This window comes from Pseudomonas lundensis (assembly GCF_001042985.1).
In the GTDB taxonomy this organism is placed as follows: Bacteria; Pseudomonadota; Gammaproteobacteria; order Pseudomonadales; family Pseudomonadaceae; genus Aquipseudomonas; species Aquipseudomonas lundensis.
On the sequence record NZ_JYKY01000003.1, the window covers coordinates 133712 to 155994 of the forward strand.

The window sequence follows — 22283 nt, forward strand, 5'->3', positions numbered from 1 at the left end:
CTGAACGCGCTTTAGACTTGCCCGTATTGCTGGCCATGCCGCAACCATCGGTCCAGCAACGGACTGACATGGGTTGGCCAACGCTCCAGGAGGGCTTGCGCGGCATCACGCACCGCAGGCAGCAGGTCAGCATCGCGCATCAGGTCCGCGACCTTGAATTGCAGCAGGCCTGTTTGCCGGGTGCCGAGCATTTCGCCGGGGCCACGCAGCTCCAGGTCTTTTTCCGCGATAACGAAACCATCGTTGGTCTCGCGCATGATGCCCAAACGCTGACGGCCGATTTGCGACAGCGGCGGGTGGTACAACAGCACGCAATGGCTGACGGCGCTGCCACGCCCGACGCGGCCGCGTAACTGGTGCAATTGCGACAGGCCCAGACGCTCGGGGTTTTCGATAATCATCAGGCTGGCGTTGGGCACGTCGACCCCGACTTCAATCACGGTGGTAGCAATCAGCAATTGCAGCTCACCGGCCTTGAAACACGCCATGACTTCGGCCTTTTCTGCGGCTTTCATGCGGCCGTGAATCAAGCCGACGCGCAGCTCGCCCAAGGCGCTGGACAGGTCTTCAAACGTAGTTTCTGCCGCCTGGCAGGTCAGCTCTTCAGATTCTTCGATCAAGGTGCACACCCAGTACGCCTGACGGCCTTCGGCACACGCAGCGCGCACCCGCTCGATCACTTCGACACGCCGGGTGTCGACCACCAGCACGGTGTTGACGGGCGTGCGGCCGGGGGGCAATTCGTCGAGGATCGACGTGTCGAGGTCAGCGTAAGCACTCATGGCCAGCGTGCGCGGGATCGGGGTGGCGGTCATGATCAATTGGTGCGGACATATCACACCGCCCGCCCCCTTATTGCGCAGGGCCAGCCGCTGCTGAACACCGAAACGGTGCTGCTCGTCGATGATGACCAGGGCCAGGTTCTTGAACTGCACTTGATCCTGAAACAACGCGTGCGTGCCCACCACCATCGGCGCGCCATTGGCGATCTGCTCCAGCGCAGAGGCGCGTGCCTTGCCCTTGAGCTTGCCCGCCAGCCACGCCACTTCAAGCCCCAGCGGTTCCAGCCAGCGTTTGAAGCTGATGAAGTGTTGCTCGGCGAGGATCTCCGTTGGCGCCATCAATGCCACTTGATAGCCTGCCTCCAGCGCCTGCAACGCCGCCATGGCCGCGACCACCGTTTTACCGGCGCCAACATCGCCCTGGATCAGACGTAGCATGGGCTCGTGCTGACTGAGATCGTAGGCAATTTCGTTGCCCACACGGACCTGGGCACCCGTGGGCGAAAACCCAAGATTGTTCAAAAATTGAACAGGCAGCTGTTTGGCCTTGGGCAAAACCGGAGCACGCAGCGACCGCAGGCTTTCACGCAGCCGCTGCTGGGAGAGCTGATGGGTGAGCAGTTCTTCGAAAGCCAGCCGGTGTTGAGCCCAATGATGGCCGAGGGCAAGCTCTTCTACATCCGCATCGGCCGGCGGCTGGTGCAAATAGCGAATCGCTTCGTCCAGCGGGGCCAGTTGATAGTCTTTGGCCAGCTCCGGCGGCAGCCAGTCCGGCAGGCTGCGCGGTCCCAGCATGGCCAGGCTTTGCTGGCTTAACTGGCGCAGCCGTTGTTGGGTCAAGCCTTCCGTCGTGGGGTAAATCGGGGTCAGGGTGGTGTCCACCGGAGGCGGCTCATCGCCCGTGATGGCGCGGTACTCCGGGTGGTAGATTTCCAGCCCCGATGCGCCGGGACGCGCTTCGCCGTAACACCGTACTTCGGTGCCGCGCTTGAGGCTTTCCTTTTGCGCATTGCTGAAGTGGTAGAAGCGCAGACTCAGGCCGCCGGTGCCGTCATTGATACGCACCAGCAGACTGCGACGCTTGCCCATGACCACATCGGCGCCGATCACCCGCCCTTCGACCACCGCATCCTGACCCGGCCGCAACGCGCCGATGGGCACGACGCGGGTACGGTCCTGATAACGCAGCGGCAAATGGAACAATACGTCTTGTACGGTTTCCAGCCCGACCTTGGCCAATTTCTCGGCCATGGCCTCGCCCACACCCTTGAGCGCAGTGACCGACACCTTCGACAACTCGGTCATGGCAGCACTTATGTCGCCGCGGGCGGCTTGGCCACCGAGCACAGGCGAATCGAATCAGCGAGGATCTCAATGGCTTTGGGCCGCGGGAAACTGGCGCGCCATGCAATCGCAACCGTCCGAAATGGCACGGGCGGCGTCAGTGGACGTACCGCCAGCACGCCGGGGGAATAGTGATGGCTGTCTACCGCCGACAGCGGCAGGATCGAAATCCCCAAACCGGAGGCCACCATGTGGCGAATGGTTTCGAGCGAGCTGGATTCCACCGTGGTGTGCTTGGCGCCGTCATTGCCTTTGGTCAGGGTCGGGCACGCTTCAAGCACCTGATCGCGGAAGCAATGGCCTTCACCCAGCAACAACAAGCTCTTGTCGTTCAGCAGGCTGGCGTCGATGGTTTCTTTTTTGGTCCACGGGTGTTCGCTCGGCATCAGCACGTAGAACGGCTCGTCGTAGAGCGGCAAGGTCAGCACGTCCGCTTCCTGGAACGGCAGGGCGATGATGATCGCGTCCAGTTCGCCGTTGCGCAGTTTGTCGCGCAGCACATGCGTGAAGTTTTCTTCGATGTACAACGGCATCTGCGGGGCGACCCGGTGCAGTTGCGGGATCAGGTGCGGAAACAGATAGGGGCCAACGGTGTAGATCGCGCCGACCTTGAGCGGGGCAGTCAGCTGGTTTTTACCCGCCTGGGCCAGCTCGCGAATGCCTTGCGCCTGCTCCAGTACTTTTTGGGCCTGGGCCACAATGCCTTCACCCACGGGCGTGAGTCGCACGGCGCTTTTGCTGCGCTCAAAAATCAGCACACCGAGTTCGTCTTCCAGTTTTTTCACGCCCACCGAGAGGGTCGGTTGGCTGACGTGGCAACGCTCAGCCGCATGGCCGAAATGTTGCTCTTGGGCAAGAGTAACGATGTAACGCAATTCTGTAAGAGTCATAGCGGGCGTCCATGTGGTTGCGGGCCAAAGCATAACGGCTGCAATCGATAGACGCACGTTATCAGACATTACCCACGTAGCTACAGTCGCTAATCAGTGCCTGAGCTGTTTTCTTGCGCTAGCAGACGCAAAAAGGGCACCTCGCGGTGCCCTTTCTGATATTAGCGCCTACGTTTATCGATCGAATAAACGAAAGGCGCCACAATTTCGATGCTGCCGTTGGTCAGCATGTCTGCCGGAGGCTTGGGCAGCGGCTGTGCCCGGCGGATCATTTCCAGGGTGGCCCGGTCCAGATCGGCGTTGCCCGAGCGTCCTACCAACTCATAGGACAGCACCTTGCCCTCGGCATCGACTACGAAGCGCAGCCGGTTCAGGCCTTCCTTGCCACGCGACTGAGCAGCCGCCGGGTACTTTTTGTACTTGCCCAGGTGAGCCAGCAAGGCGCCTTCCCAACTGGCCTTCGCCGCCAACTGTTGTGCCGACGGCCCTTGGACCGGTGCGGCTGACTTCTCGCTTGGCGCCTTGGTAGGCGTCGCATCGCTCGGTTTTTCTTCAGAAGGTTTCTCTTTGACCGGCTCCTGCTTCTTTTCCACAGGCTTGGGAGGCTGCGGCTTCTGCTTGGGCTTGACCGGTTTAGGAACGGAAATCTTCGGCTTGGGCGCTTCGGCCAGCTTGGGGATCGGCAACTCTTCTACCGGTGCCGGCGGCTGTGGTGGGGTCACCACTTTCGGCGGCGCAGGAGGAGGCGGTGCCGGCAGTGGCGCGAGATCGATCATCATCGCCTGAGGCGGCAGTTCGATCGCGCGCGGGTTAGACCATTGCAGGGCGAGGATAACCGCCACTGCATGGACGCCCAATACCACGGCCAGGCTGATTCCGTAACGCGTCATCTTTTGGCGCGTCATGCTCATTTCTTGGCTGCCGTCTCAAGTCCGACCAGACCCACCTTCAAGTAACCGGCTGCGCGCAATGCATCCATTACGCTCATCAAGTCACCGTAATCCACGCCTTTATCGGCCTGGAAGAAGATCGTCGTGTCCTTGTTGTTGTGCGTGCGGGCATCCAGGGTCGGGCCCAGCGCTTCGACCGATACCGGCTCTTCGCCCAGGAACAGACGCTGGTCAGCCTTGACGCTCAGAAACACCGGCTTCTCGGGACGAGGCGCAGGCTTGGCCGTCGAAGCGGGCAGGTCCACTTTGATGTCCACAGTGGCCAGCGGAGCGGCCACCATGAAGATGATCAGCAGCACCAACATCACGTCAATGAAGGGCGTGACGTTGATTTCATGGTTCTCGGCGAGATCGTCTGCGCCTTCTTTTAAATGCAGGCCCATGGCCGATTACCCCACTTTCACCATGTGCGGTTGCGAGCTGCGCTCAGGCGGCAGGTGATCGAGGTCACGGCTGACCAGCAACAACACCTCGGCCGACGCGTCTGCCACCTGGGCCTTGTAGCCGGTGATCGAGCGGGCAAAGACGTTGTAAATCACGACCGCCGGGATCGCTGCAACCAGGCCCAAAGCCGTCGCCAGAAGGGCTTCGGCAATACCGGGCGCAACAACAGCCAGGTTGGTGGTTTGCGTTTTAGCGATGCCGATGAAGCTGTTCATGATGCCCCACACGGTCCCGAACAGGCCGACAAACGGGGCAGTCGAACCGATGGTGGCCAATACACCTGTGCCGCTGCTCATGTTACGGCCACATGCCGCAACCAGGCGCTCCAGGCGGAAGCTCACACGCTCCTTGATGCCTTCTTTTTCACGGCTGTTTGCCGACAAACGCATCTCTTCGAGAGCGTCTTGCACTAGCAGGTGAGCAAGGGTGCCTTCTTTGGCGGCCGACTCGCTGGCTTCCTTAAGGGTGCGGGCCTTTTTCAGGTTGGCGATTTCGGTACGCAGGCGACGCTTGGCGCCCAGCACTTCAAACCCTTTGGCAATCCAGATGGTCCAGGTAATGATCGAAGCAATAGCCAGACCGATCATCACAATTTTGACGATGATGTCGGCATTTTTATACATGCCCCAAGGCGACAGGTCGTGGGCCATGCCCAGGCTGTTGCCTTCTTCGGCGACGATTTGTTGTGCGTCTTCAGCGGGCACCGCAGCACCGTCAGCAGCATTGGCCGGCGCAGTAGCGTCAGGAGTGGCAACAGGAGGCGTGGCAGGAGCTGCCGCATCCGCCGGAGCAGGCGCGACGGCAGCAGGCTGGGTGGCAGGCGTCGTTGGCTCATCGGCAAACGCCGCAGCAGGAGCAAGTAACAGGCTGAACATCAGCGCCGCCACTCCACGCCAAAGACGTGTCGGGCTCAACGGCTGGGTTGGCGAAGCGGTGGAATGATTGCGTGTCATGCTAGCCGGACCTGAGAAAGTATTAGGGTTTTGCCCTACAACGCGTGTAAGACCAAGGACAAATGATGCGTTATTATTGCAAGTAATTCTTGTTAACAAAAGCAATAGCACCTGTTTTTTTCCAGTGTCACGACCAACGTCTGACCTTTTCGTGCCGCTTTGTTGCTTTTCTTTAGGAGTTTGAGATGACCAAAGGCGCTGTTTTGATCGTCGGCTGTGGCGATGTCGGAAGCCGACTTGCTGCCCAACTGATGGATGCCGACTGGAAGGTGTACGGATTGCGACGCTCCGTTGATCGACTGCCCAAGGGGGTGATCGGCGTTCCCGCTGATCTGTTCAACGCGCAGTGCCCGGCCCAATGGCCCACTGAACAGATTGATTACGTCGTCTATAGCGTTGCCGCGACCGAGCATGACGAAGCGGGCTATCAAGCGGCGTATGTGCAAGCCCTCACCCACGCGTTGAGCTGGCTGAAACAGCACAACCAGCACCCCAAGCACTTGTTGTTTGTCTCCAGCAGCGGTGTGTATGTGCAGCAAAGCGGGGAATGGGTCGATGAGAACTCCCCGGCCGAAGCCACCCGGTATTCAGGCCGCATCATGCTCGACGCCGAACAGCTCGCGTTGAACAGCGGCATCCCCGCCAGCGTTGTACGCCTGACCGGCATTTATGGACCGGGCCGGGAGTGGCTGCTGGGGCAAGTGCGCAAAGGCTATCGCGTAGAGCGTGATCCGCCGCTGTATGGCAATCGCATTCATGCGGACGATGCGGGCGGGTTGCTGGCCTTTCTGTTAGAAGCGCACCGGCAGGGCAAAAAGCTGGACGATTGTTACATCGGTGTCGACAACGAGCCTGCACCGCTGGCAGATGTGGTCGACTGGCTGCGCGGGCAGTTGGGCGTCACACAATGGAGCGACGAAGCTAGCGTGCGACGCGCAGGTAGCAAGCGGTGCAGCAACGCGCGGGCCAGGGCATTGGGCTGGGAACCGCGCTACCCGAGCTACCGTGAAGGTTATGCGGCAATTCTGGCAGGGCAGTCTTAATTCAGAGAGGAGGGCGGGAGCTGTTAATCAAGCTCCCGCGCACGCTTAACTCTGTTTCTCAAGCACCCATTCACGCTTGCCCGGATACAACTGAGGCATTTCGTCAGGTTGCGATGCATCCAGCGCTTCAAAGATTTCGAGCTGCTTACCTTTACGCACGAAAATGTGAGCGGCACCCGCATCACCCTGCTGCAGCCACAGGCTGTCGTACTCACCGCTCATCGACGCACAATCGCCCGCCAGACACAGCGCGTAGGCATTCATGCCCGGCAACCCCGTGAGCTGGCCACCCGGTGAAAACGTCACCGTACCACCTTGCCCAGTGCCGCTCTGAATGCGCCACGGGCCACCCAGGTAAGCTGCTTTGAGCGCTTTTTCGAAGCTGGTTCCAAGCGGGTCATCGGCCATCACATTGACGCGTGACCGTACGAAAGATTGCTGAGGGTCGGCGTCAGCCGCAGCCTGGATGAGTTCATCGCCCTCCACACTCAAGGCCGTTGCCGCGCTGCCATAAAAATTAACCTGCCACACACCCTTGTCTTCGGGCTGCAATTTGCCTTCGACACGCTCGAAACCATTGGTGTAGCGGGCTTGAGCACGCTGGGTGTCAATGTCCCACTCAAGGTTGGGACCGTAAGTCAGCAACGCTTCACGCAGGTTGCCACCTTGGGCAGCTGCATCAATCGCAGCCTGGTTGATCCAGATACCACTGACATCGCGGTGGGCGGGTTCGTTGGCACAGCCACCCAGAAAAACGGTGAGCAGTGACAAGGCTAGCGCTTTGCGCATGGTGGAATCCTTTTAAAACGGGGAAAAGCGGGGGAGTTGGCGCAGCATGAGGACGCTGCGCCGAGGGGCATTACTCGATAACCAGAATGGCATCCATCTCAACCTGCGAACCCTTTGGCAGGGCTGCAACCCCAATGGCTGCACGAGCCGGGTAAGGTTGTTCGAAGTACGTGCCCATGATCTCGTTGACCTTGGCGAAGTGGCTCAAGTCAGTCAGGAAGATGTTCAGCTTGACGATATCCTTGAACGAACCGCCTGCTGCTTCGGCCACCGACTTCAGGTTTTCAAACACTTGGATGGTCTGGGCTTCGAAGCCTTCAACCAGCTCCATGGTGTTTGGGTCCAGCGGGATTTGACCGGACATGTAGACGGTATTGCCAGCTTTGATCGCCTGGGAATAAGTACCGATGGCCGCAGGTGCCTTGTCGCTGGTGATAACAGTCTTGGTCATGATTGACTCCTTGTAATGGCCGCAGGTAGACGGCCTATGCACGCATCCGAGTGATGCGGATAACCCCGGTAAGGGCACGCAGTTTTTTGATCACGCGAGCCAGGTGCACGCGATCGTGCACGCTGACCACCAGTTGGACCACGCTGATTCGACCATCGCGTTCGTCCATGCTGATCTTTTCAATGTTGCCGTCGGCGGCGTTCACGCTACTGGCCAGCAGCGCGATCAAACCGCGCTGGTGCTCCAGCTCGACGCGCAATTCGACGTTGAATTCGCCCGTTACATCCTTGGCCCATGCCAACTGGATGCACTTCTCAGGGTTGTGGCGGATTTCGCTGATATTGCGGCAGTTGTCCAAGTGCACAACCATGCCTTTGCCCGCGGACAAATGACCCACGATCGGGTCGCCCGGAATAGGCGTACAGCACTTGGCGTAGCTGAGCACCAACCCCTCGGTGCCACGGATGGCCAGTGGCCCTTCCGGGCTTGGCAACTGCTCACCTTCGCCCATCAGGCGGCGGGCGACGACGTAAGCCATGCGATTGCCCAGACCGATGTCTTCGAGCAAGTCTTCGATCTGTTCCAGGCGATATTCGTTGAGCATCGCCTGCACACGCTCGGCCGGGATTTTGTCCAGCGAGCTGTTGAACCCGTTGAGCACCTTGTTGAGCAGCCGCTCGCCGAGGTTCACCGACTCGGAACGACGCTGCAACTTGAGGGCGTGACGGATGTGGGTGCGGGCTTTGCCTGTCACCACAAAATTAAGCCACGCCGGATTCGGGCGGGCGCCGGGGGCACTGACAATCTCGACCGTAGAGCCGCTTTGCAGCGGTTCGGACAGCGGCGCAAGACGACGGTTGATCCGACAGGCAATGCAACTGTTGCCCACGTCAGTGTGTACCGCATACGCAAAGTCGACCGCCGTGGAGCCTTTTGGCAGCTCCATGATCCGGCCTTTGGGGGTGAATACGTAAACCTCGTCCGGGAACAGGTCGATTTTCACGCTTTCAATGAATTCGAGGGAGTTGCCTGCGCGCTGTTGCATTTCAAGCACGCCTTTGACCCATTGCCGTGCACGGGCATGGGTGCCGGTGTGTTGCTCGTCGCCACTGGATTTGTACAACCAGTGGGCGGCAATACCGTTGTTGGCCATTTCTTCCATTTCACGGGTACGGATCTGGATCTCGATCGGTACACCATGCATGCCGAACAGCGTGGTATGCAGCGACTGATAGCCGTTGGCTTTGGGAATGGCAATGTAATCTTTGAAGCGCCCCGGCAGCGGCTTGTACAAATTATGTACAGCGCCCAACACGCGATAACAGGTATCGACCTTATCAACGATGATGCGGAACGCGTAAACGTCCATGATCTCGTTGAACGCCCGACGCTTGCCGCGCATCTTCTTGTAGATGCCGTAGATGTGTTTCTGGCGACCACTGACTTCGCCCTGAATGCCGTCAACGGCCAGGCAGTGGCTCAGCGACTCTTCGATCTTGTTGACGATTTCCTTGCGATTGCCCCGGGCACGCTTGACGGCCTGATAGATGCGCGCCGAACGCATCGGGTACATCGCCTTGAAACCGAGGTCTTCGAATTCGATTCGAATGTTGTGCATGCCCAGCCGGTTGGCAATGGGTGCGTAGATTTCCAGGGTTTCCTTGGCAATCCGCCGGCGTTTCTCGCCGGACAACACTTCGAGGGTACGCATGTTGTGCAGACGGTCAGCCAGTTTGACCAGAATCACGCGAATGTCCCGCGCCATGGCCATGGCCATTTTCTGGAAGTTTTCGGCTTGGGCTTCGGCTTTGGTTTCGAAGTTCATCTGGGTCAGCTTGCTGACACCATCAACCAGTTCTGCCACGGTTTCGCCGAACTGCGCGACGAGCGCCTCTTTGGCAATACCGGTGTCTTCGATGACGTCATGCAGCATCGCCGCCATCAGGCTTTGATGATCCATGTGCATGTCGGCAAGGATATTCGCGACTGCCAGCGGATGCGTGACATACGGTTCGCCGCTACGGCGGCGTTGGCCGTCGTGGGCTTGTTCTGCGTAGTAGTACGCTCGGCGGACCAGATTGACCTGGTCCGGGCCGAGGTACGCCGACAAGCGATCGGCGAGGGCGTCTATGCTCGGCAAGAGTAAGCCTCCTGCCAAAACTGTGTACCCTTCGCCGTGCTACGTCGACCGGGCATAGGCTTAGTTCGCCTCGTTGGACTCGTCCTCGAACGCTGCAAACAGCGGTTCGTCTTCGACGATTTCAGCGTTGGCGATAAACTCGTAGCTCATCAGGCCTTCAGCGATTTCACGCAGGGCTACAACAGTAGGCTTGTCGTTTTCCCACTGAACCAGCGGCTCTTTACCACCGGTGGCCAGTTGGCGGGCACGCTTGGTAGACAGCATGACCAGCTCAAAGCGGTTATCCACGTGTTCTAGACAGTCTTCAACGGTTACGCGGGCCATGGTCTTCCTCGTAGCAAATGCAATATGCGCGCTGCCCGGATGGGCGAGCGGACTGAACAGTTTAAAAAATCACCAGCCATTAGGGAAGCGCTGATTTTTCGAGCGCTCTCCCAAAACCGTCTGTAAGCGCCAATGTAACGGCCTTACAGGGGTTTTGGGAAGAGCCCTTTAGCCGAGCAGTTCGGCCAGTAATTTGCCATAACGCTGCTGCTGACGCTTCTGCTGGAGGCGATTGGCACGGAAAATAGCCTTCAAATCCTCCAGCGCCAGCGCAAAGTCATCATTGATGATGAGGTAGTCATAGTCGACGTAGTGACTCATTTCACTCACCGCTTCGCGCATGCGGCCGTCAATGATTTCATCGCTGTCCTGCCCGCGATTGTCCAGACGCTCACGCAATGCTTGCTGGCTGGGCGGCAGGATAAAGATCGAACGCGCCTGCGGCATCAACTTGCGCACTTGTTCGGCACCCTGCCAGTCGATTTCCAGAATCAGGTCGTGACCTTCATCCAGCGTCTGCTGCAAATGGCTTTGGGACGTGCCATAGAGGTTGCCGAACACTTCTGCGCGCTCAAGAAAGTCGCCGTGCTCGATCATTTTCACGAATTCTTCGCGCTCGACGAAGTGGTAGTTCACGCCGTCGACTTCACCCGGACGCATCGCCCGCGTGGTGTGCGAAACCGAGACGCGGATTTGCGGCTCAAGGTCGATCAACGCCTTCACCAAGCTGGTTTTTCCTGCGCCCGAAGGTGCAGAAACGATGTAAAGGGTGCCAGTACTGTGGGTCATGTCAGGGGAAGCCTTACTCAATATTCTGTACTTGTTCACGCATCTGCTCGATCAACACTTTGAGGTTGACCGCTGCTTGCGTGCTGCGGGGATCAAAAGCCTTGGAGCCCAGTGTATTGGCTTCACGATTAAGCTCTTGCATCAGAAAATCCAGGCGCCGGCCCGCGGCACCACCGGACTTGAGCACACGCCGCACCTCAAGGAGGTGGGTACTCAAACGGTCAAGCTCTTCGGCCACGTCACTTTTTTGCGCCAGCATGACCATTTCCTGCTCAAGGCGCTGGGGGTCCATCTCAGCCTTCATGTCAGCAAAACGGTCGAGTACTTTTTGACGCTGGGTTGCCAGCATCTGCGGCACGAGCTCACGCAGGGTTTCAACATCGCTTTCGATGGCGGTCAGACGATCACTGATCAGCCGTGCCAGCTCGGCGCCTTCGCGCTCACGACCCTGCTTGAGCTCTTGCAGACCTTGCTTGAACAAAGCCAGTGCCTGCGAATTCAGTGCTTGCGGATCAGTCGCATCGGCCACCAGGACGCCAGGCCAGGCCAGGACCTCCAAAGGGTTCAGCGCAGCGGGTTGTTTAATCAGACTGGCGATAGTCTCTGCAGCCGCAACCAGTTGCGCGGCGCGCTCACGATCAACCTGCAACGGCTTGCCCGTGGTTTCCTCAGTGAAACGCAACGTGCATTCCAGTTTGCCCCGCGAAATGCCCTGACGCAGCGCTTCGCGCACTGCGCCTTCCAGATCCCGAAAAGACTCGGGCAGACGCAGATGCGGCTCCAGGTAGCGGCTGTTGACCGAACGCAGCTCCCAACTAAGGGTGCCTTGAGTGCCAGCGCTTTCGACGCGGGCAAAGGCGGTCATGCTATGCACCATGGAGGTACCTCGCGGTCTGATGAATTAAGCCAAGTGGCCATTAAGGCGGCGGATTGTAGCGCAGAGCGGGGGATGCCCCCAAATGACGTCTGTCGCAAAACTCACGTCGTCATCACCCGCCGGTCATTGAAACGCTGCACGTTGTGCTGATTCGTCTTCAATTGCTGTAACTGAAAGCCTAAACGGTTGCCTCCTACACACCGCAGGGAGGTTTTAGATGTGACCCTGCCGGTCTATGGCCTTTATAATGCTCGCCAGTTTTCCGTCCCGTACAGGTATCCCACATGAAACGTCCAAGTGGTCGCGTTGCCGATCAGCTCCGTCCGATCCGCATCACCCGCAACTACACCAAACACGCAGAGGGTTCTGTACTGGTCGAGTTCGGTGACACCAAAGTCATTTGCACCGTCAGCGTCGAGAACGGCGTTCCACGCTTTCTCAAAGGTCAGGGCCAGGGCTGGTTGACCGCAGAGTACGGCATGCTGCCGCGCGCTACGGGCGACCGTAACCAGCGTGAAGCCAGCCGTGGCAAACAAGGTGGCCGCACCCTGGAAATCCAGCGCTTGATCGGTCGCTCCCTGCGCGCGGCACTGGACATGTCCAAACTGGGTGATATCACTCTTTATGTCGACTGCGATGTGATTCAGGCAGACGGCGGCACCCGTACCGCTTCGATTACTGGCGCCATGGTTGCCCTGGTCGACGCGCTGAAAGTGATCAAAAAACGTGGCGGCCTTAAGAGCGGCGACCCGATCAAACAAATGATCGCCGCGGTATCGGTTGGCATGTATCAGGGCGAGCCCGTGCTTGACCTCGACTACCCTGAAGACTCGGCTGCCGAAACCGACCTCAATGTCGTAATGACCAGCACCGGTGGCTTCATAGAAGTGCAGGGCACCGCCGAAGGTGCGCCGTTCCAGCCAGACGAGCTGAACGCCATGCTGGCACTGGCTCAAAAAGGCATGACTGACATTTTTGCACTGCAACACGCCGCACTGGCAGACTGACAACCCCTTTCGTTAACCCTTCGGAGAACGCCATGAGTGAGCTGGACCTGTCAAAAACCGAGCCGGGCCCGAGCCGCGAAGCTCGGCAGTGGGCCATGTTTTGTCACTTCTCGGCGTTCCTCGGAATGTGGTTTCCGTTTGGCAGCCTGATCGGCCCACTGATCCTGTGGCAGATGAAGCGCGAAAGCGATCCGTTCATCGACGATCAAGGCAAAGAGGCGCTGAATTTTCAGATCACGGTAGCGATTGCTTCGGCCATTTGTTACGTCCTGATGTTTATCCTGATCGGTTTCGCGTTGCTTGGACTGGTGCTGATTGGGGCGGTGGTGCTGGTGGTGATCGCCGGGGTCAAAGCCAATGATGGCGTGGCTTACCGTTATCCATTCACGTGGCGGCCGATCAAGTAAATGTGCCAGCACATTCAGCAGAATTTGCCTCGCTCCCATTAAAAAACCCGCACCGAAAGGTGCGGGTTTTTTAATGCTTGTTTGGCCGTGTATCAGCTATCAACCGAACTGAAAGGACACAATGCAATTGTTGTCGTCAGCTTTAATGTTGATTCGGTCAGTGTCGAACTCTTTGGTAGACACTTCGTTGACGCCGACGACACGGGTGCGGCCCGTCAGTTCGCTGATATAGGCTTTGACGCTAGGTACGTAACGGGTGCCAATCAAATGGCTGATGAGCTGGGAAACTTGTTCATTATTCATTTTTTTAATCCCTTAAATGTATGAAATGTCCTACTGGACCACGCCATTCTCTAGGGTTTGCCTGCTCACTCCGCGGTATATATTTATCGTTTTTTCCGCAAGGCACCCTCAAAACGTATCTCCATGTAATCCCTGACAGGTCCGGCCATCAGTCGACCCCCTCTCGTATTTTTGACAAAAAAAAACCCGTTTCTCTCGAAACGGGCATTCTTCTGACAGCGACCGAACACTTAGATAGTCAGCGTCCAGTCGTAGTCCACGATCAAGGGCGCGTGCTGCGAGAACCGTGGCTGACGCGGCATCCGAGCGCTACGGACAAAACGGCGCAGGCCGGGTGTCAGCAACTGATAGTCGAAACGCCAGCCGAGGTTAAGCATCTCGGCCTGTTCGTTATCCGGCCACCAGCTGTACTGATCGCCTTCACGGCTGACTTCACGCAGGGCATCGACATAGCCCATGTTGCCGAAAATCTCGTCCATCCAGGCACGTTCGGGCGCCAGAAAGCCGGGAGACTGCTGGCTGTCACGCCAGTTTTTAATGTCAAGTTTCTGCTGCGCCACATACAGCGAGCCGCAGTAGATGTACTCGCGACGCTTGCGACGCTGTTTATCCAGATAGCGTGCGAAATCGTCCATTAGCTTGAATTTTTGATTCAAGTCTTCATCGCCGTTCTGCCCCGAAGGAAGCAGCAAGGTCGCGATGCTGACCTTGTCGAAATCGGCTTGCAGGTAGCGCCCGTAGCGATCGGCGGTTTCGAAGCCGAGCCCAGTAATGACCGCTTTCGGCTGCAACCGCGAGTACAAAGCCACACCACCTTGGGCAGGGACTTCAGCTTCGCAGGCATAAAGAAAGTAGCCATCCAGCTGGTAGGCCGGATCGTCCAATTCAAAGGCGGAGGCGCGGGTGTCCTGCAGGCAAATAACGTCGGCATTCTGAGCTTGCAGCCAACTGAGCAAACCGCGCTCGACTGCCGTCTGAATACCATTAACGTTCACACTGATGATCCGCATAAATGGCCCCAAAAATCACGTGCGTGTATGATACACGCCGTCTTACTATTTAGCTAAATCCGCGGTATTCAGGGGCTTTTTTCATGCAAGCGTATCAGCGCGATTTCATCCGTTTTGCCATCGATCGCGGCGTTTTGCGCTTCGGCGAGTTCACCCTGAAGTCCGGGCGCACCAGCCCATACTTCTTCAATGCCGGCCTGTTCAATACGGGCTCTGCGCTGGCACAGCTGGGACGCTTCTATGCCGCCGCCATCGTAGACAGCGGCATCCCTTTCGACGTGCTGTTTGGCCCGGCCTACAAGGGTATTCCTTTGGCAGCGACCACCGCCGTGGCGCTGGCCGAGCATCATGACCGTGATATGCCATGGTGCTTCAACCGCAAAGAAGCCAAGGCCCATGGCGAAGGCGGCAGTCTGGTCGGCTCCCCACTGGAAGGCAATGTACTGATCATCGACGACGTGATCACCGCTGGCACTGCCATCCGTGAAGTGATGCAAATCATTGGTGCTCAAGACGCCCGGGCTGCCGGTGTATTGATCGCGCTTAACCGGCAGGAACGCGGCAACGGCGAGTTATCAGCCATTCAAGAGGTCGAGCGCGACTTCGGCATTCCTGTCGTCAGCATTGTTTCTCTCACCCAGGTTTTGCAGTTCCTGGCGGATGATGAAGCGCTCAAACAGCATTTACCGGCCGTTGAAGCCTATCGGGCGCAGTACGGGATCTAACCCGCCGCCCATAAAAAAGGCCTCGCCCGAGATCGTCGGGCGAGGCCTTTTTATGTGGCGCGGCTTACACAGTTTTGCTGTTGGTAATCAGCGTGCCGACACCCGTGTCGGTGAAGATTTCCAGCAAGACCGCATTCGGCACACGACCATCCACGATGTGCGCCGTGGTCACCCCGCCTTGCACCGCTTCCAGTGCGCAGCGAATCTTCGGCAGCATGCCGCCGTAGATCGTACCGTCAGCGATCAGGTCATCCACCTGAGAGGTGGTCAACCCGGTCAGGACGTTGCCCTGCTTGTCCATCAACCCCGCGATATTGGTCAGCAACATCAGCTTTTCAGCCTTCAACGCTTCGGCCACTTTGCCGGCAACCAAATCCGCATTGATGTTGTAAGACTCGCCATTGGCACCCACGCCAATCGGCGCGATCACCGGGATGAAATCACCATTGGTCAGCATGTGCAGCAAGTCGGTATTGATCCCGACCACCTCACCCACGTGGCCAATGTCGATGATTTCCGGCGACGTCATTTCCGGCGTCTGACGGGTAACTGTCAGCTTTTTCGCGCGAATCAGCTCCGCGTCCTTACCGGTCAAACCAATGGCGCTGCCGCCGTGGCGGTTGATCAGGTTCACGATGTCCTTGTTGACCTGCCCACCCAGCACCATTTCAACCACATCCATGGTTTGCGCATCAGTGACACGCATGCCATCGATGAAGTGGCTCTCGATGGAGAGCCGCTTGAGCAGATCCCCGATTTGCGGGCCGCCACCGTGAACGACGACCGGGTTGATCCCGACCGCCTTCATCAACACGATGTCACGGGCGAAACCGGTTTTCAGGTCATCGTTCTCCATTGCGTTGCCGCCGTATTTGATCACCAGCGTCTTGCCGACATAGCGGCGAATGTAGGGCAGCGCTTCGGACAAAACCTTGGCGACGTTGGAGGCGGCATCACGTTCGAGGGTCATTCAGGGCTCCGGTAGGACAAGTCGATCAAAACGGTAGTTGGAGATCAGGTGCCACACGCTTGAGTTGGGCGTGGAAAACATCCTTGATACGTTGCAGTTCGGCCTCGGTATCCGCCTCAAATCGCAGCACCAGCACCGGCGTGGTGTTGGATGCGCGAACCAGGCCCCAGCCATGCGGGTAATCGACCCGCACACCATCAATGGTGGTCAACTCGGCGGCCTCACCCCATTGGGCATCGTGCAGGGCGCTAATGATGCTGAATTTGCTCTCATCCGTCACATCGATATTGATCTCAGGCGTAGAAATATCGTTCGGGAATGCCGCAAATACCTCTTCAGCGCTTTCTTGGCGGTGACTGAGGATTTCCAGCAGGCGCGCAGCACTGTAAATGCCGTCATCAAAACCGTACCAGCGCTCTTTGAAAAAGATGTGGCCGCTCATTTCGCCCGCGAGCAATGCACCCGTCTCTTTCATTTTCTTTTTGATCAACGAATGACCGGTCTTCCACATCAAGGGGCGACCGCCATATTCCTTGATCAGAGGAATCAGCCGGCGCGTGCATTTGACGTCAAAAATGATCTCTGCGGCCGGGTTACGTACCAGCACATCCTGGGCAAACAGCATCAACAGGCGATCTGGAAAGACCATGGTTCCGGTATTGGTTACGACGCCGACACGGTCGCCATCACCATCAAAGGCCAGGCCCAGATCAGCGCCGACTTCCTTGACCTTCGCGATCAAATCCACAAGGTTTTCCGGCTTGCCCGGGTCCGGGTGATGGTTCGGGAAATGCCCGTCCACCTCGCAGAACAACGGGATGACTTCGCAATTGAGGGCCTCGATCAATTGGGGGGCAATCACGCCTGCCGCGCCGTTACCGCAATCAACGACCACTTTCAGACGCTTTTGAAGCTTGATGTCACGGGTAATTTGCGTCGCGTACTGCTCCAGAATCTCGACTTTCGCGATGCTGCCTTCGCCCCACGTCAGATCGTTGGTCTTGAGGCGCGTATGCAATGCCTGGATTTGCTCATTGGCCAACGTATCGCCCGCAATCACGATTTTGAACCCGTTGTAGTTCGAAGGGTTATGGCTACCCGTGAGCATCACACCGGACTTGCCAGCCAACACGTTGGCGGCGTAATACAACGCGGGTGTCGGCACCAGCCCCACATCGCTGACATGACAGCCACTGTCAGCCACACCTTGAATCAAACGCTCGACCAACTCTGGGCCAGAAAGACGGCCATCACGACCGACCGACACATTGGGCTCATCTTTGGCCAGGCTTTCAGCGCCAATTGCGCGACCTATCCAGTAGGCCGTTTCAGCGGTCAACGTCTCCGGAACTACGCCACGTATGTCGTAAGCACGAAAAATGCTGTCAGGGAATGCAGGGGCGACCGAAGTTGGGCTGCTCATTACAAGGTGTACTCCACTTTCAGGGAATTTGGGGCATGCGCTGAAATTCTCAGGCACACAAATGCCGACCCGGTGGCCGGACGTTTCGACGTCAGCGCACCGTCAGCGATCGAACGCAAACTGCAGGGTTGGACGGCGTTTTTACGGGAGAGTTCGTGAGGCCAATTGGCATCATTGCCCTTGTGGCAAAGGGCCGCCATCCGCTCAGGTAATGAATACGGGAACACTACGGGCGCGAACTTCATCCTGAATTACCACACGATCAATTAAGGCCGGGCAGGGCGCCCGGCCCGATGCAGCATAGTCAGAGGCTGCCGGAATGGCCAAAACCGCCTGCGCCACGCTGACTTTCGTCAAAGGTCTCAACCAGCTCGAAATGCGCTTGCACCACAGGCACCAGCACCAGTTGAGCGATGCGCTCACCGACCGCGATGTTGAACGCGGTTTGACCACGGTTCCAGCACGACACCATCAACTCACCCTGATAGTCCGAGTCGATCAACCCCACCAGGTTGCCCAGCACAATACCGTGCTTATGGCCCAGGCCCGAACGCGGCAAAATCAGCGCGGCCAGGCCCGGATCGCCAATGTACACGGACAGACCGGTCGGGATCAGCAGGGTCTGCCCCGGCTCCAGCACGGTGTCTTCTTTGAGCATGGCGCGCAGGTCGAGACCGGCGGATCCTGGAGTGGCGTACTGTGGCAACGGGAATTCGTTGCCAATGCGTGGATCGAGAATTTTGGCTTGTAAAGCGTGCATACGAGTTAAACCTGGTTCAGACGTTCGGCGATAAATGTAACCAACTGACGGGCAATCTTGCCCTTGCTGGTCTGAGCAAACACGGTGGCATGCAGTTGGCGATCAATCACGCTGCACGCATTTTCCTCGCTGTTGAAGCCAATGCTGGGGTTAGCCACATCATTGGCCACAATCAGGTCGAGGTTTTTGTCTTTGAGCTTGCGCGCGGCGTAGTCAAGCAAGTGCTCGGTTTCGGCAGCAAAACCGACACTGAACGGACGATCCGGGCGCGAGGCGATGGTGGCGAGAATGTCCGGGTTACGGACCATTTGCAGCAATAGACCGTCACCACTTGTAGGGTCTTTCTTGAGTTTTTGCGGCGCGATCACCTCCGGCCGGTAATCCGCAACCGCAGCCGAGGCAATAAAGATGTCGCAAGGCATCGCGGCATCGCAGGCTGCCAGCATGTCTCGCGCACTGACCACATCGATTCGGTTGACCCGATCAGGCGTCGGCAAATGCACCGGGCCGGTAATCAAGGTCACACGGGCACCGGCCTCCACAGCCGCTTCGGCCAGGGCAAAGCCCATTTTCCCGGAGCTGTGGTTCGTGATGTAACGCACCGGGTCGATGTTTTCCTGGGTCGGGCCGGCCGTAATCAACACGTGCTTGCCTGTCAGCACCTGACGCTGGAAGCATTCGGCGGCGCAGCTCACCAAATCATCAGCCTCAAGCATGCGACCAAAACCCACGTCTCCACAGGCCTGGCTGCCGGAAGCTGGCCCAAACACTTTTACCCCACGGGTTTGCAGCAGTTGAGTGTTGGCCTGGGTCGCCGGGTCACGCCACATGGCCTGGTTCATCGCGGGCGCAATGGCAACCGTAGCGTCAGTCGCGAGCACAAGGGTGGTCAGCAAGTCGTTGGCGATGCCTTGCGCCAGACGGGCAATCAGGTCAGCCGTCGCAGGCGCGATCAGCACCAGATCGGCCCATTTGGCCAGCTCGATGTGACCCATGGCAGCCTCGGCGGCCGGATCGAGCAGATCGAGATGAACCGGGTGGCCGGACAAGGCTTGCATGGTCAGCGGCGTGATGAACTCACTGCCACCACGGGTCATCACTACCCGCACTTCAGCGCCTTGATCCAGCAGACGGCGAACCAGCTCTGCACTTTTGTAAGCAGCAATGCCGCCGCCGACGCCCAAAACAATGCGTTTTCGATACAGCCGCTGCATAGGCCTGCCTTTTTAGTTCGATAATGACTGCGCGGAAAATGGCCAAATGCCACGCAAAAATGATGGGCTAAGATAACACAGCGCCTGCTATGGAACAGCGGCGCCCACTGACATGGAGGTGTTATGAGCATTAGGGATTGGCCCGCAGCCGAGCGTCCGCGGGAGAAACTTTTAGAGCAAGGATCAGCCAGCCTTTCAGACGCCGAGTTACTCGCTATCTTCCTGCGCACGGGAGTCACCGGCAAAAGCGCAGTGGATCTGGCACGTCACTTATTGGCTGAATTCGGCAGCTTGCGAGCATTGCTGGAAGCCGACTTGGGCTCGTTCAGCCGACAACTTGGGCTAGGCCCTGCCAAGTTCAGCCAGTTGCAGGCGGTGCTGGAGATGGGACGTCGTCACTTGGCCGAACGCTTGCGTCGCGACTCCGCGCTGGAGAGCCCGCAAGCGGTGCGCGATTACCTGAAATCGTTGCTGCGTCATGAGCACCACGAGGTGTTCGGCTGTCTGTTTATGGACTCCAAACATCGCATGCTGGCGTTTGAAGTATTGTTCAGAGGCTCGATCGACAGCGCCAGCGTGTACCCGCGACAAGTCGTAAAGCGCGCACTGGCGCATAACGCGGCCGCGGTGATTTTTTGTCACAACCACCCTTCCGGTGTTCCGGAACCCAGCGAAGCCGACAGAACGCTAACCCGGCGCCTGACAGAGGCGCTGGACCTGATCGAAGTGAGGGTGCTCGACCATTTCATTGTCGGCGACGGTGAGCCGCTGTCCATGGTCGAGCATGGGTGGATGTGAAGGTTAAGGCTTGAGGCTGACCGAGGAAAAATCCTGACGGCCAAATGGACTCACCTGATAACCCTGTACGTCTTTACGCGTCAGCGCGTAAGCCGTTGGGTGTGCCAGTGGCAGCCACAACGCTTGCTGTTGAATCTGTGCCTGAGCCTTCTGATACAGCGCACTGCGCTTGTCCTGATCGCTCAGGTGTTTGCCTTCACTGATCAAGCTGTCCAGCGTCTTGTCGCAATAACGCGCAAAGTTGGTCCCCGACTGCACGGCCGCACAGGAAAACTGCGGCGTCAGGAAGTTATCCGGATCGCCGTTGTCCCCCGCCCAGCCCATAAACAGCAAATCGTGCTCACCCGCCTTGGCGCGGCGTATCAACTCGCCCCATTCGATCACCCGAATATCGGCCTTGATCCCGACCTTCGCCAAATCCGCTTGCAACAGTTGCGCCCCCAGGCTCGGATTGGGGTTCAACACGCTGCCTGTCGGACGCGTCCAGATCGTTGTACTGAAGCCGTCCTTGAGCCCGGCCTTGGCCAATAATGCCTTGGCTTTTTGCGGGTCATGGGGATACTCCGGCAAATCCTTGGCGTAGCTCCAGGTGGTTGCGGGATAAACACCCTTGGCCGCTTGACCGCTGTTTTCAAACACCGCTTTCAAGTAGGAGTTTCTGTCAAAAGCCAGATTGATCGCCTGCCGCACTTCGGGTTTATCCAGCGGTGGATGCTGAGTGTTGATCGCCACGAAAGCCGTCATGAATGCAGGCGTTTGCGCCACCTTCAACGTGGCCTCTTTGGCTGCGGCTTCAACATCCAGCGGTTTGGGCGAGAGCGCAATCTGACATTCGTTGCGTCGCAGCTTTTGCAGCCTGACGTTGGCATCCGGAGTAATGGCGAAGATCAGCCCGTCAACCTTGGGCTTGCCGGCGAAATAGTCAGGATTGGCCTTGTAGCGCACCACGGCATCCTTCTGAAAGCGCGAAAACACGAACGGCCCGGTGCCGATCGGCTGGCTGTTCATTTTTTCAGGCGTGCCCGCCTTCAGCAATTTGTCGGCGTATTCGGCCGAATAGATGGAAGCAAAGCCCATGCTCAACGCTGGCAGGAAGGTTGAGTCCGGATGGGTGAGGGTGAAGCGGACAGTCTGAGGGTCCGGGGTCTCGATGCTTTTAATCAGTGCAGGCAGTTGCAAAGACTGCGCGTGAGGAAAACCGCTTTGCGCCACTTTGTGCCAAGGGTTGGCAGGATCAAGCATGCGCTCAAAACTGAAGCGCACATCGTCGGCATTCAGCGCGCGCGTGGGGGTGAAGTAGGGCGTGGTGTGAAACTTGACGTCCGGGCGCAATTTAAAGTCGTACACGAGGCCGTCAGCGGACACTGACCAGCTTTGCGCAAGGCTTGGCACTAACTTCCCGGCCTGTGCATCAAAATCCACCAGACGGTTCATCAGCACGTCAGCAGACGCATTGGTGGTGCTGAGCGAGTTGTATTGCACGACATCGAACCCTTCAGGGCTGGCTTCAGTGCAGACGCTCAATGTGGCGGCGTGCGCCAACGGTGCCAAACAAAAAGAGAACAATAAAGGGGCGGCAGCGAGGCGCATGGTTGGTTTCCTTGACAAGTCGTTGGCCCATCTGCAGGCGCAGTCTGGAAAAGGCCTACCCTAGTGATCTATAGCGCAAATGACTACTTTTAAGCGCAACTCGTTCCCTAGTGAAGCTTCAGGAGGCCAAGGAAATTGACCGGACACCGTTTTTTTGTTTTCGTCATCGCGGTCGCGTCGCGGCTCAACGTGCGCCTTGAACGTAAACACGCCCCCTGTTGCACCTGAAACCTTTAACCCAGCGACGAGCGGTAAGGGCCCATAGGGCATAGGCTTTAGCGCGGATTGTCGCTAGAATGC

General features: G+C 58.0%; 22 protein-coding genes and 1 pseudogene. 5 read left to right on the plus strand and 18 right to left on the minus strand.

Going from position 1 to position 22283, the window contains the following annotated elements; genetic code table 11:
- Nucleotides 1–11: 11 nt before the first annotated feature.
- From recG to exbB, 5 genes are all read right to left on the minus strand, one after another.
- Nucleotides 12–2087 (minus strand): ATP-dependent DNA helicase RecG, encoded by a 2076-nt coding sequence (recG, locus tag TU74_RS03625; RefSeq protein ID WP_047296396.1) that lies wholly within the window; start codon nt 2085–2087, stop codon nt 12–14.
- An 8-nt stretch (nt 2088–2095) separates the two neighbouring features.
- The gene (locus TU74_RS03630; protein ID WP_047278730.1) at nt 2096–3016 is read right to left on the minus strand and encodes a hydrogen peroxide-inducible genes activator; all 921 of its coding nucleotides are present in this window, start codon (nt 3014–3016) and stop codon (nt 2096–2098) included.
- A 161-nt stretch (nt 3017–3177) separates the two neighbouring features.
- Nucleotides 3178–3927 carry a TonB family protein gene (locus TU74_RS03635; protein WP_047278733.1) on the minus strand — a complete coding sequence of 250 codons (750 nt, stop codon included), beginning with the start codon at nt 3925–3927 and terminating at the stop codon, nt 3178–3180.
- Entirely contained in the window at nt 3924–4349 is a 426-nt protein-coding gene (exbD, locus tag TU74_RS03640; RefSeq protein WP_047278735.1) for a TonB system transport protein ExbD, read from the minus strand. The genes TU74_RS03635 and exbD overlap by 4 nt, the downstream gene beginning before the upstream one ends.
- Nucleotides 4350–4355: 6 nt before the next feature.
- Entirely contained in the window at nt 4356–5363 is a 1008-nt protein-coding gene (gene exbB, locus TU74_RS03645) for a tonB-system energizer ExbB (protein ID WP_047296377.1), read from the minus strand.
- Nucleotides 5364–5548: 185 nt separating this feature from the next.
- On the opposite strand from exbB, the gene TU74_RS03650 reads away from it, so the two are divergent.
- Complete coding sequence (locus TU74_RS03650) at nt 5549–6406, plus strand: NAD-dependent epimerase/dehydratase family protein (protein ID WP_048375156.1); 858 nt, start codon at nt 5549–5551, stop codon at nt 6404–6406.
- Nucleotides 6407–6451: 45 nt separating this feature from the next.
- Here the strand turns inward: TU74_RS03650 and TU74_RS03655 are convergent, their stop codons facing one another.
- From TU74_RS03655 to TU74_RS03680, 6 genes are all read right to left on the minus strand, one after another.
- On the minus strand, nt 6452–7195 hold the full coding sequence (locus TU74_RS03655; RefSeq protein ID WP_047279567.1) for a hypothetical protein: 744 nt from the start codon (nt 7193–7195) through the stop codon (nt 6452–6454).
- A gap of 70 nt (nt 7196–7265) precedes the next feature.
- On the minus strand, nt 7266–7646 hold the full coding sequence (locus TU74_RS03660; RefSeq protein ID WP_047279568.1) for a RidA family protein: 381 nt from the start codon (nt 7644–7646) through the stop codon (nt 7266–7268).
- A 34-nt stretch (nt 7647–7680) separates the two neighbouring features.
- Nucleotides 7681–9786: a bifunctional GTP diphosphokinase/guanosine-3',5'-bis pyrophosphate 3'-pyrophosphohydrolase gene (gene spoT / locus TU74_RS03665; protein ID WP_047278746.1), complete on the minus strand. Its 2106-nt coding sequence runs from the start codon at nt 9784–9786 to the stop codon at nt 7681–7683.
- Nucleotides 9787–9846: 60 nt separating this feature from the next.
- Nucleotides 9847–10110: a DNA-directed RNA polymerase subunit omega gene (gene rpoZ / locus TU74_RS03670; protein WP_016782707.1), complete on the minus strand. Its 264-nt coding sequence runs from the start codon at nt 10108–10110 to the stop codon at nt 9847–9849.
- Nucleotides 10111–10278: 168 nt separating this feature from the next.
- A complete protein-coding gene (gene gmk, locus TU74_RS03675) occupies nt 10279–10899 on the minus strand; it encodes a guanylate kinase (RefSeq protein ID WP_047278749.1) in 621 nt (206 codons plus the stop codon).
- Between the two features lie 13 nt (nt 10900–10912).
- Complete coding sequence (locus TU74_RS03680; RefSeq protein WP_047281549.1) at nt 10913–11776, minus strand: YicC/YloC family endoribonuclease; 864 nt, start codon at nt 11774–11776, stop codon at nt 10913–10915.
- Between the two features lie 284 nt (nt 11777–12060).
- On the opposite strand from TU74_RS03680, the gene rph reads away from it, so the two are divergent.
- The gene (rph, locus tag TU74_RS03685; protein ID WP_047278753.1) at nt 12061–12783 is read left to right on the plus strand and encodes a ribonuclease PH; all 723 of its coding nucleotides are present in this window, start codon (nt 12061–12063) and stop codon (nt 12781–12783) included.
- Between the two features lie 32 nt (nt 12784–12815).
- Nucleotides 12816–13190, plus strand: coding sequence for a DUF4870 domain-containing protein (locus TU74_RS03690; protein WP_047278755.1), 375 nt, complete (start codon nt 12816–12818; stop codon nt 13188–13190).
- A gap of 99 nt (nt 13191–13289) precedes the next feature.
- Here TU74_RS03690 and TU74_RS03695 read toward each other — a convergent pair whose 3' ends face one another.
- Both TU74_RS03695 and TU74_RS03700 read right to left on the minus strand, forming a co-directional pair.
- Nucleotides 13290–13493 carry a hypothetical protein gene (locus TU74_RS03695; RefSeq protein ID WP_047278757.1) on the minus strand — a complete coding sequence of 68 codons (204 nt, stop codon included), beginning with the start codon at nt 13491–13493 and terminating at the stop codon, nt 13290–13292.
- Between the two features lie 230 nt (nt 13494–13723).
- Complete coding sequence (locus TU74_RS03700) at nt 13724–14503, minus strand: exodeoxyribonuclease III (protein WP_048375158.1); 780 nt, start codon at nt 14501–14503, stop codon at nt 13724–13726.
- Between the two features lie 83 nt (nt 14504–14586).
- On the opposite strand from TU74_RS03700, the gene pyrE reads away from it, so the two are divergent.
- Nucleotides 14587–15228 (plus strand): orotate phosphoribosyltransferase, encoded by a 642-nt coding sequence (pyrE, locus tag TU74_RS03705; protein WP_048375160.1) that lies wholly within the window; start codon nt 14587–14589, stop codon nt 15226–15228.
- Between the two features lie 64 nt (nt 15229–15292).
- Here the strand turns inward: pyrE and argB are convergent, their stop codons facing one another.
- The 4 genes and pseudogenes from argB to coaBC form a co-directional block, all read right to left on the minus strand.
- Nucleotides 15293–16198 carry an acetylglutamate kinase gene (argB, locus tag TU74_RS03710; RefSeq protein WP_047278764.1) on the minus strand — a complete coding sequence of 302 codons (906 nt, stop codon included), beginning with the start codon at nt 16196–16198 and terminating at the stop codon, nt 15293–15295.
- A 25-nt stretch (nt 16199–16223) separates the two neighbouring features.
- A pseudogene (locus TU74_RS03715) lies at nt 16224–17609 on the minus strand (phosphomannomutase/phosphoglucomutase); the annotation flags it as partial.
- A 316-nt stretch (nt 17610–17925) separates the two neighbouring features.
- A complete protein-coding gene (gene dut, locus TU74_RS03725; RefSeq protein ID WP_047278770.1) occupies nt 17926–18381 on the minus strand; it encodes a dUTP diphosphatase in 456 nt (151 codons plus the stop codon).
- A 5-nt stretch (nt 18382–18386) separates the two neighbouring features.
- Entirely contained in the window at nt 18387–19595 is a 1209-nt protein-coding gene (coaBC, locus tag TU74_RS03730) for a bifunctional phosphopantothenoylcysteine decarboxylase/phosphopantothenate--cysteine ligase CoaBC (protein WP_048375162.1), read from the minus strand.
- 123 nt (nt 19596–19718) lie between these two features.
- Between coaBC and radC the strand changes: the two genes are divergently transcribed.
- Entirely contained in the window at nt 19719–20393 is a 675-nt protein-coding gene (gene radC, locus TU74_RS03735) for a RadC family protein (protein ID WP_048375164.1), read from the plus strand.
- Nucleotides 20394–20396: 3 nt separating this feature from the next.
- Here radC and TU74_RS03740 read toward each other — a convergent pair whose 3' ends face one another.
- Nucleotides 20397–21983, minus strand: coding sequence for an ABC transporter substrate-binding protein (locus tag TU74_RS03740; protein ID WP_047296387.1), 1587 nt, complete (start codon nt 21981–21983; stop codon nt 20397–20399).
- Nucleotides 21984–22283 lie beyond the last annotated feature (300 nt).

What these genes read in the sequence shown, in the direction of transcription:
- radC (WP_048375164.1), top strand. Translation starts at nt 19,719, where the DNA reads ATGAGCATTAGGGATTGGCCCGCAGCCGAGCGTCCGCGGGAGAAACTT.
- pyrE (WP_048375160.1), top strand. Translation starts at nt 14,587, where the DNA reads ATGCAAGCGTATCAGCGCGATTTCATCCGTTTTGCCATCGATCGCGGC.
- TU74_RS03680 (WP_047281549.1), bottom strand. Translation starts at nt 11,776, where the DNA reads ATGGTGCATAGCATGACCGCCTTTGCCCGCGTCGAAAGCGCTGGCACT.
- gmk (WP_047278749.1), bottom strand. Translation starts at nt 10,899, where the DNA reads ATGACCCACAGTACTGGCACCCTTTACATCGTTTCTGCACCTTCGGGC.
- exbD (WP_047278735.1), bottom strand. Translation starts at nt 4,349, where the DNA reads ATGGGCCTGCATTTAAAAGAAGGCGCAGACGATCTCGCCGAGAACCAT.
- recG (WP_047296396.1), bottom strand. Translation starts at nt 2,087, where the DNA reads ATGACCGAGTTGTCGAAGGTGTCGGTCACTGCGCTCAAGGGTGTGGGC.
- TU74_RS03630 (WP_047278730.1), bottom strand. Translation starts at nt 3,016, where the DNA reads ATGACTCTTACAGAATTGCGTTACATCGTTACTCTTGCCCAAGAGCAA.
- TU74_RS03635 (WP_047278733.1), bottom strand. Translation starts at nt 3,927, where the DNA reads ATGAGCATGACGCGCCAAAAGATGACGCGTTACGGAATCAGCCTGGCC.
- TU74_RS03700 (WP_048375158.1), bottom strand. Translation starts at nt 14,503, where the DNA reads ATGCGGATCATCAGTGTGAACGTTAATGGTATTCAGACGGCAGTCGAG.
- dut (WP_047278770.1), bottom strand. Translation starts at nt 18,381, where the DNA reads ATGCACGCTTTACAAGCCAAAATTCTCGATCCACGCATTGGCAACGAA.
- TU74_RS03655 (WP_047279567.1), bottom strand. Translation starts at nt 7,195, where the DNA reads ATGCGCAAAGCGCTAGCCTTGTCACTGCTCACCGTTTTTCTGGGTGGC.
- TU74_RS03650 (WP_048375156.1), top strand. Translation starts at nt 5,549, where the DNA reads ATGACCAAAGGCGCTGTTTTGATCGTCGGCTGTGGCGATGTCGGAAGC.
- rph (WP_047278753.1), top strand. Translation starts at nt 12,061, where the DNA reads ATGAAACGTCCAAGTGGTCGCGTTGCCGATCAGCTCCGTCCGATCCGC.
- TU74_RS03660 (WP_047279568.1), bottom strand. Translation starts at nt 7,646, where the DNA reads ATGACCAAGACTGTTATCACCAGCGACAAGGCACCTGCGGCCATCGGT.
- TU74_RS03740 (WP_047296387.1), bottom strand. Translation starts at nt 21,983, where the DNA reads ATGCGCCTCGCTGCCGCCCCTTTATTGTTCTCTTTTTGTTTGGCACCG.
- argB (WP_047278764.1), bottom strand. Translation starts at nt 16,198, where the DNA reads ATGACCCTCGAACGTGATGCCGCCTCCAACGTCGCCAAGGTTTTGTCC.
- exbB (WP_047296377.1), bottom strand. Translation starts at nt 5,363, where the DNA reads ATGACACGCAATCATTCCACCGCTTCGCCAACCCAGCCGTTGAGCCCG.
- TU74_RS03690 (WP_047278755.1), top strand. Translation starts at nt 12,816, where the DNA reads ATGAGTGAGCTGGACCTGTCAAAAACCGAGCCGGGCCCGAGCCGCGAA.
- coaBC (WP_048375162.1), bottom strand. Translation starts at nt 19,595, where the DNA reads ATGCAGCGGCTGTATCGAAAACGCATTGTTTTGGGCGTCGGCGGCGGC.
- TU74_RS03695 (WP_047278757.1), bottom strand. Translation starts at nt 13,493, where the DNA reads ATGAATAATGAACAAGTTTCCCAGCTCATCAGCCATTTGATTGGCACC.
- rpoZ (WP_016782707.1), bottom strand. Translation starts at nt 10,110, where the DNA reads ATGGCCCGCGTAACCGTTGAAGACTGTCTAGAACACGTGGATAACCGC.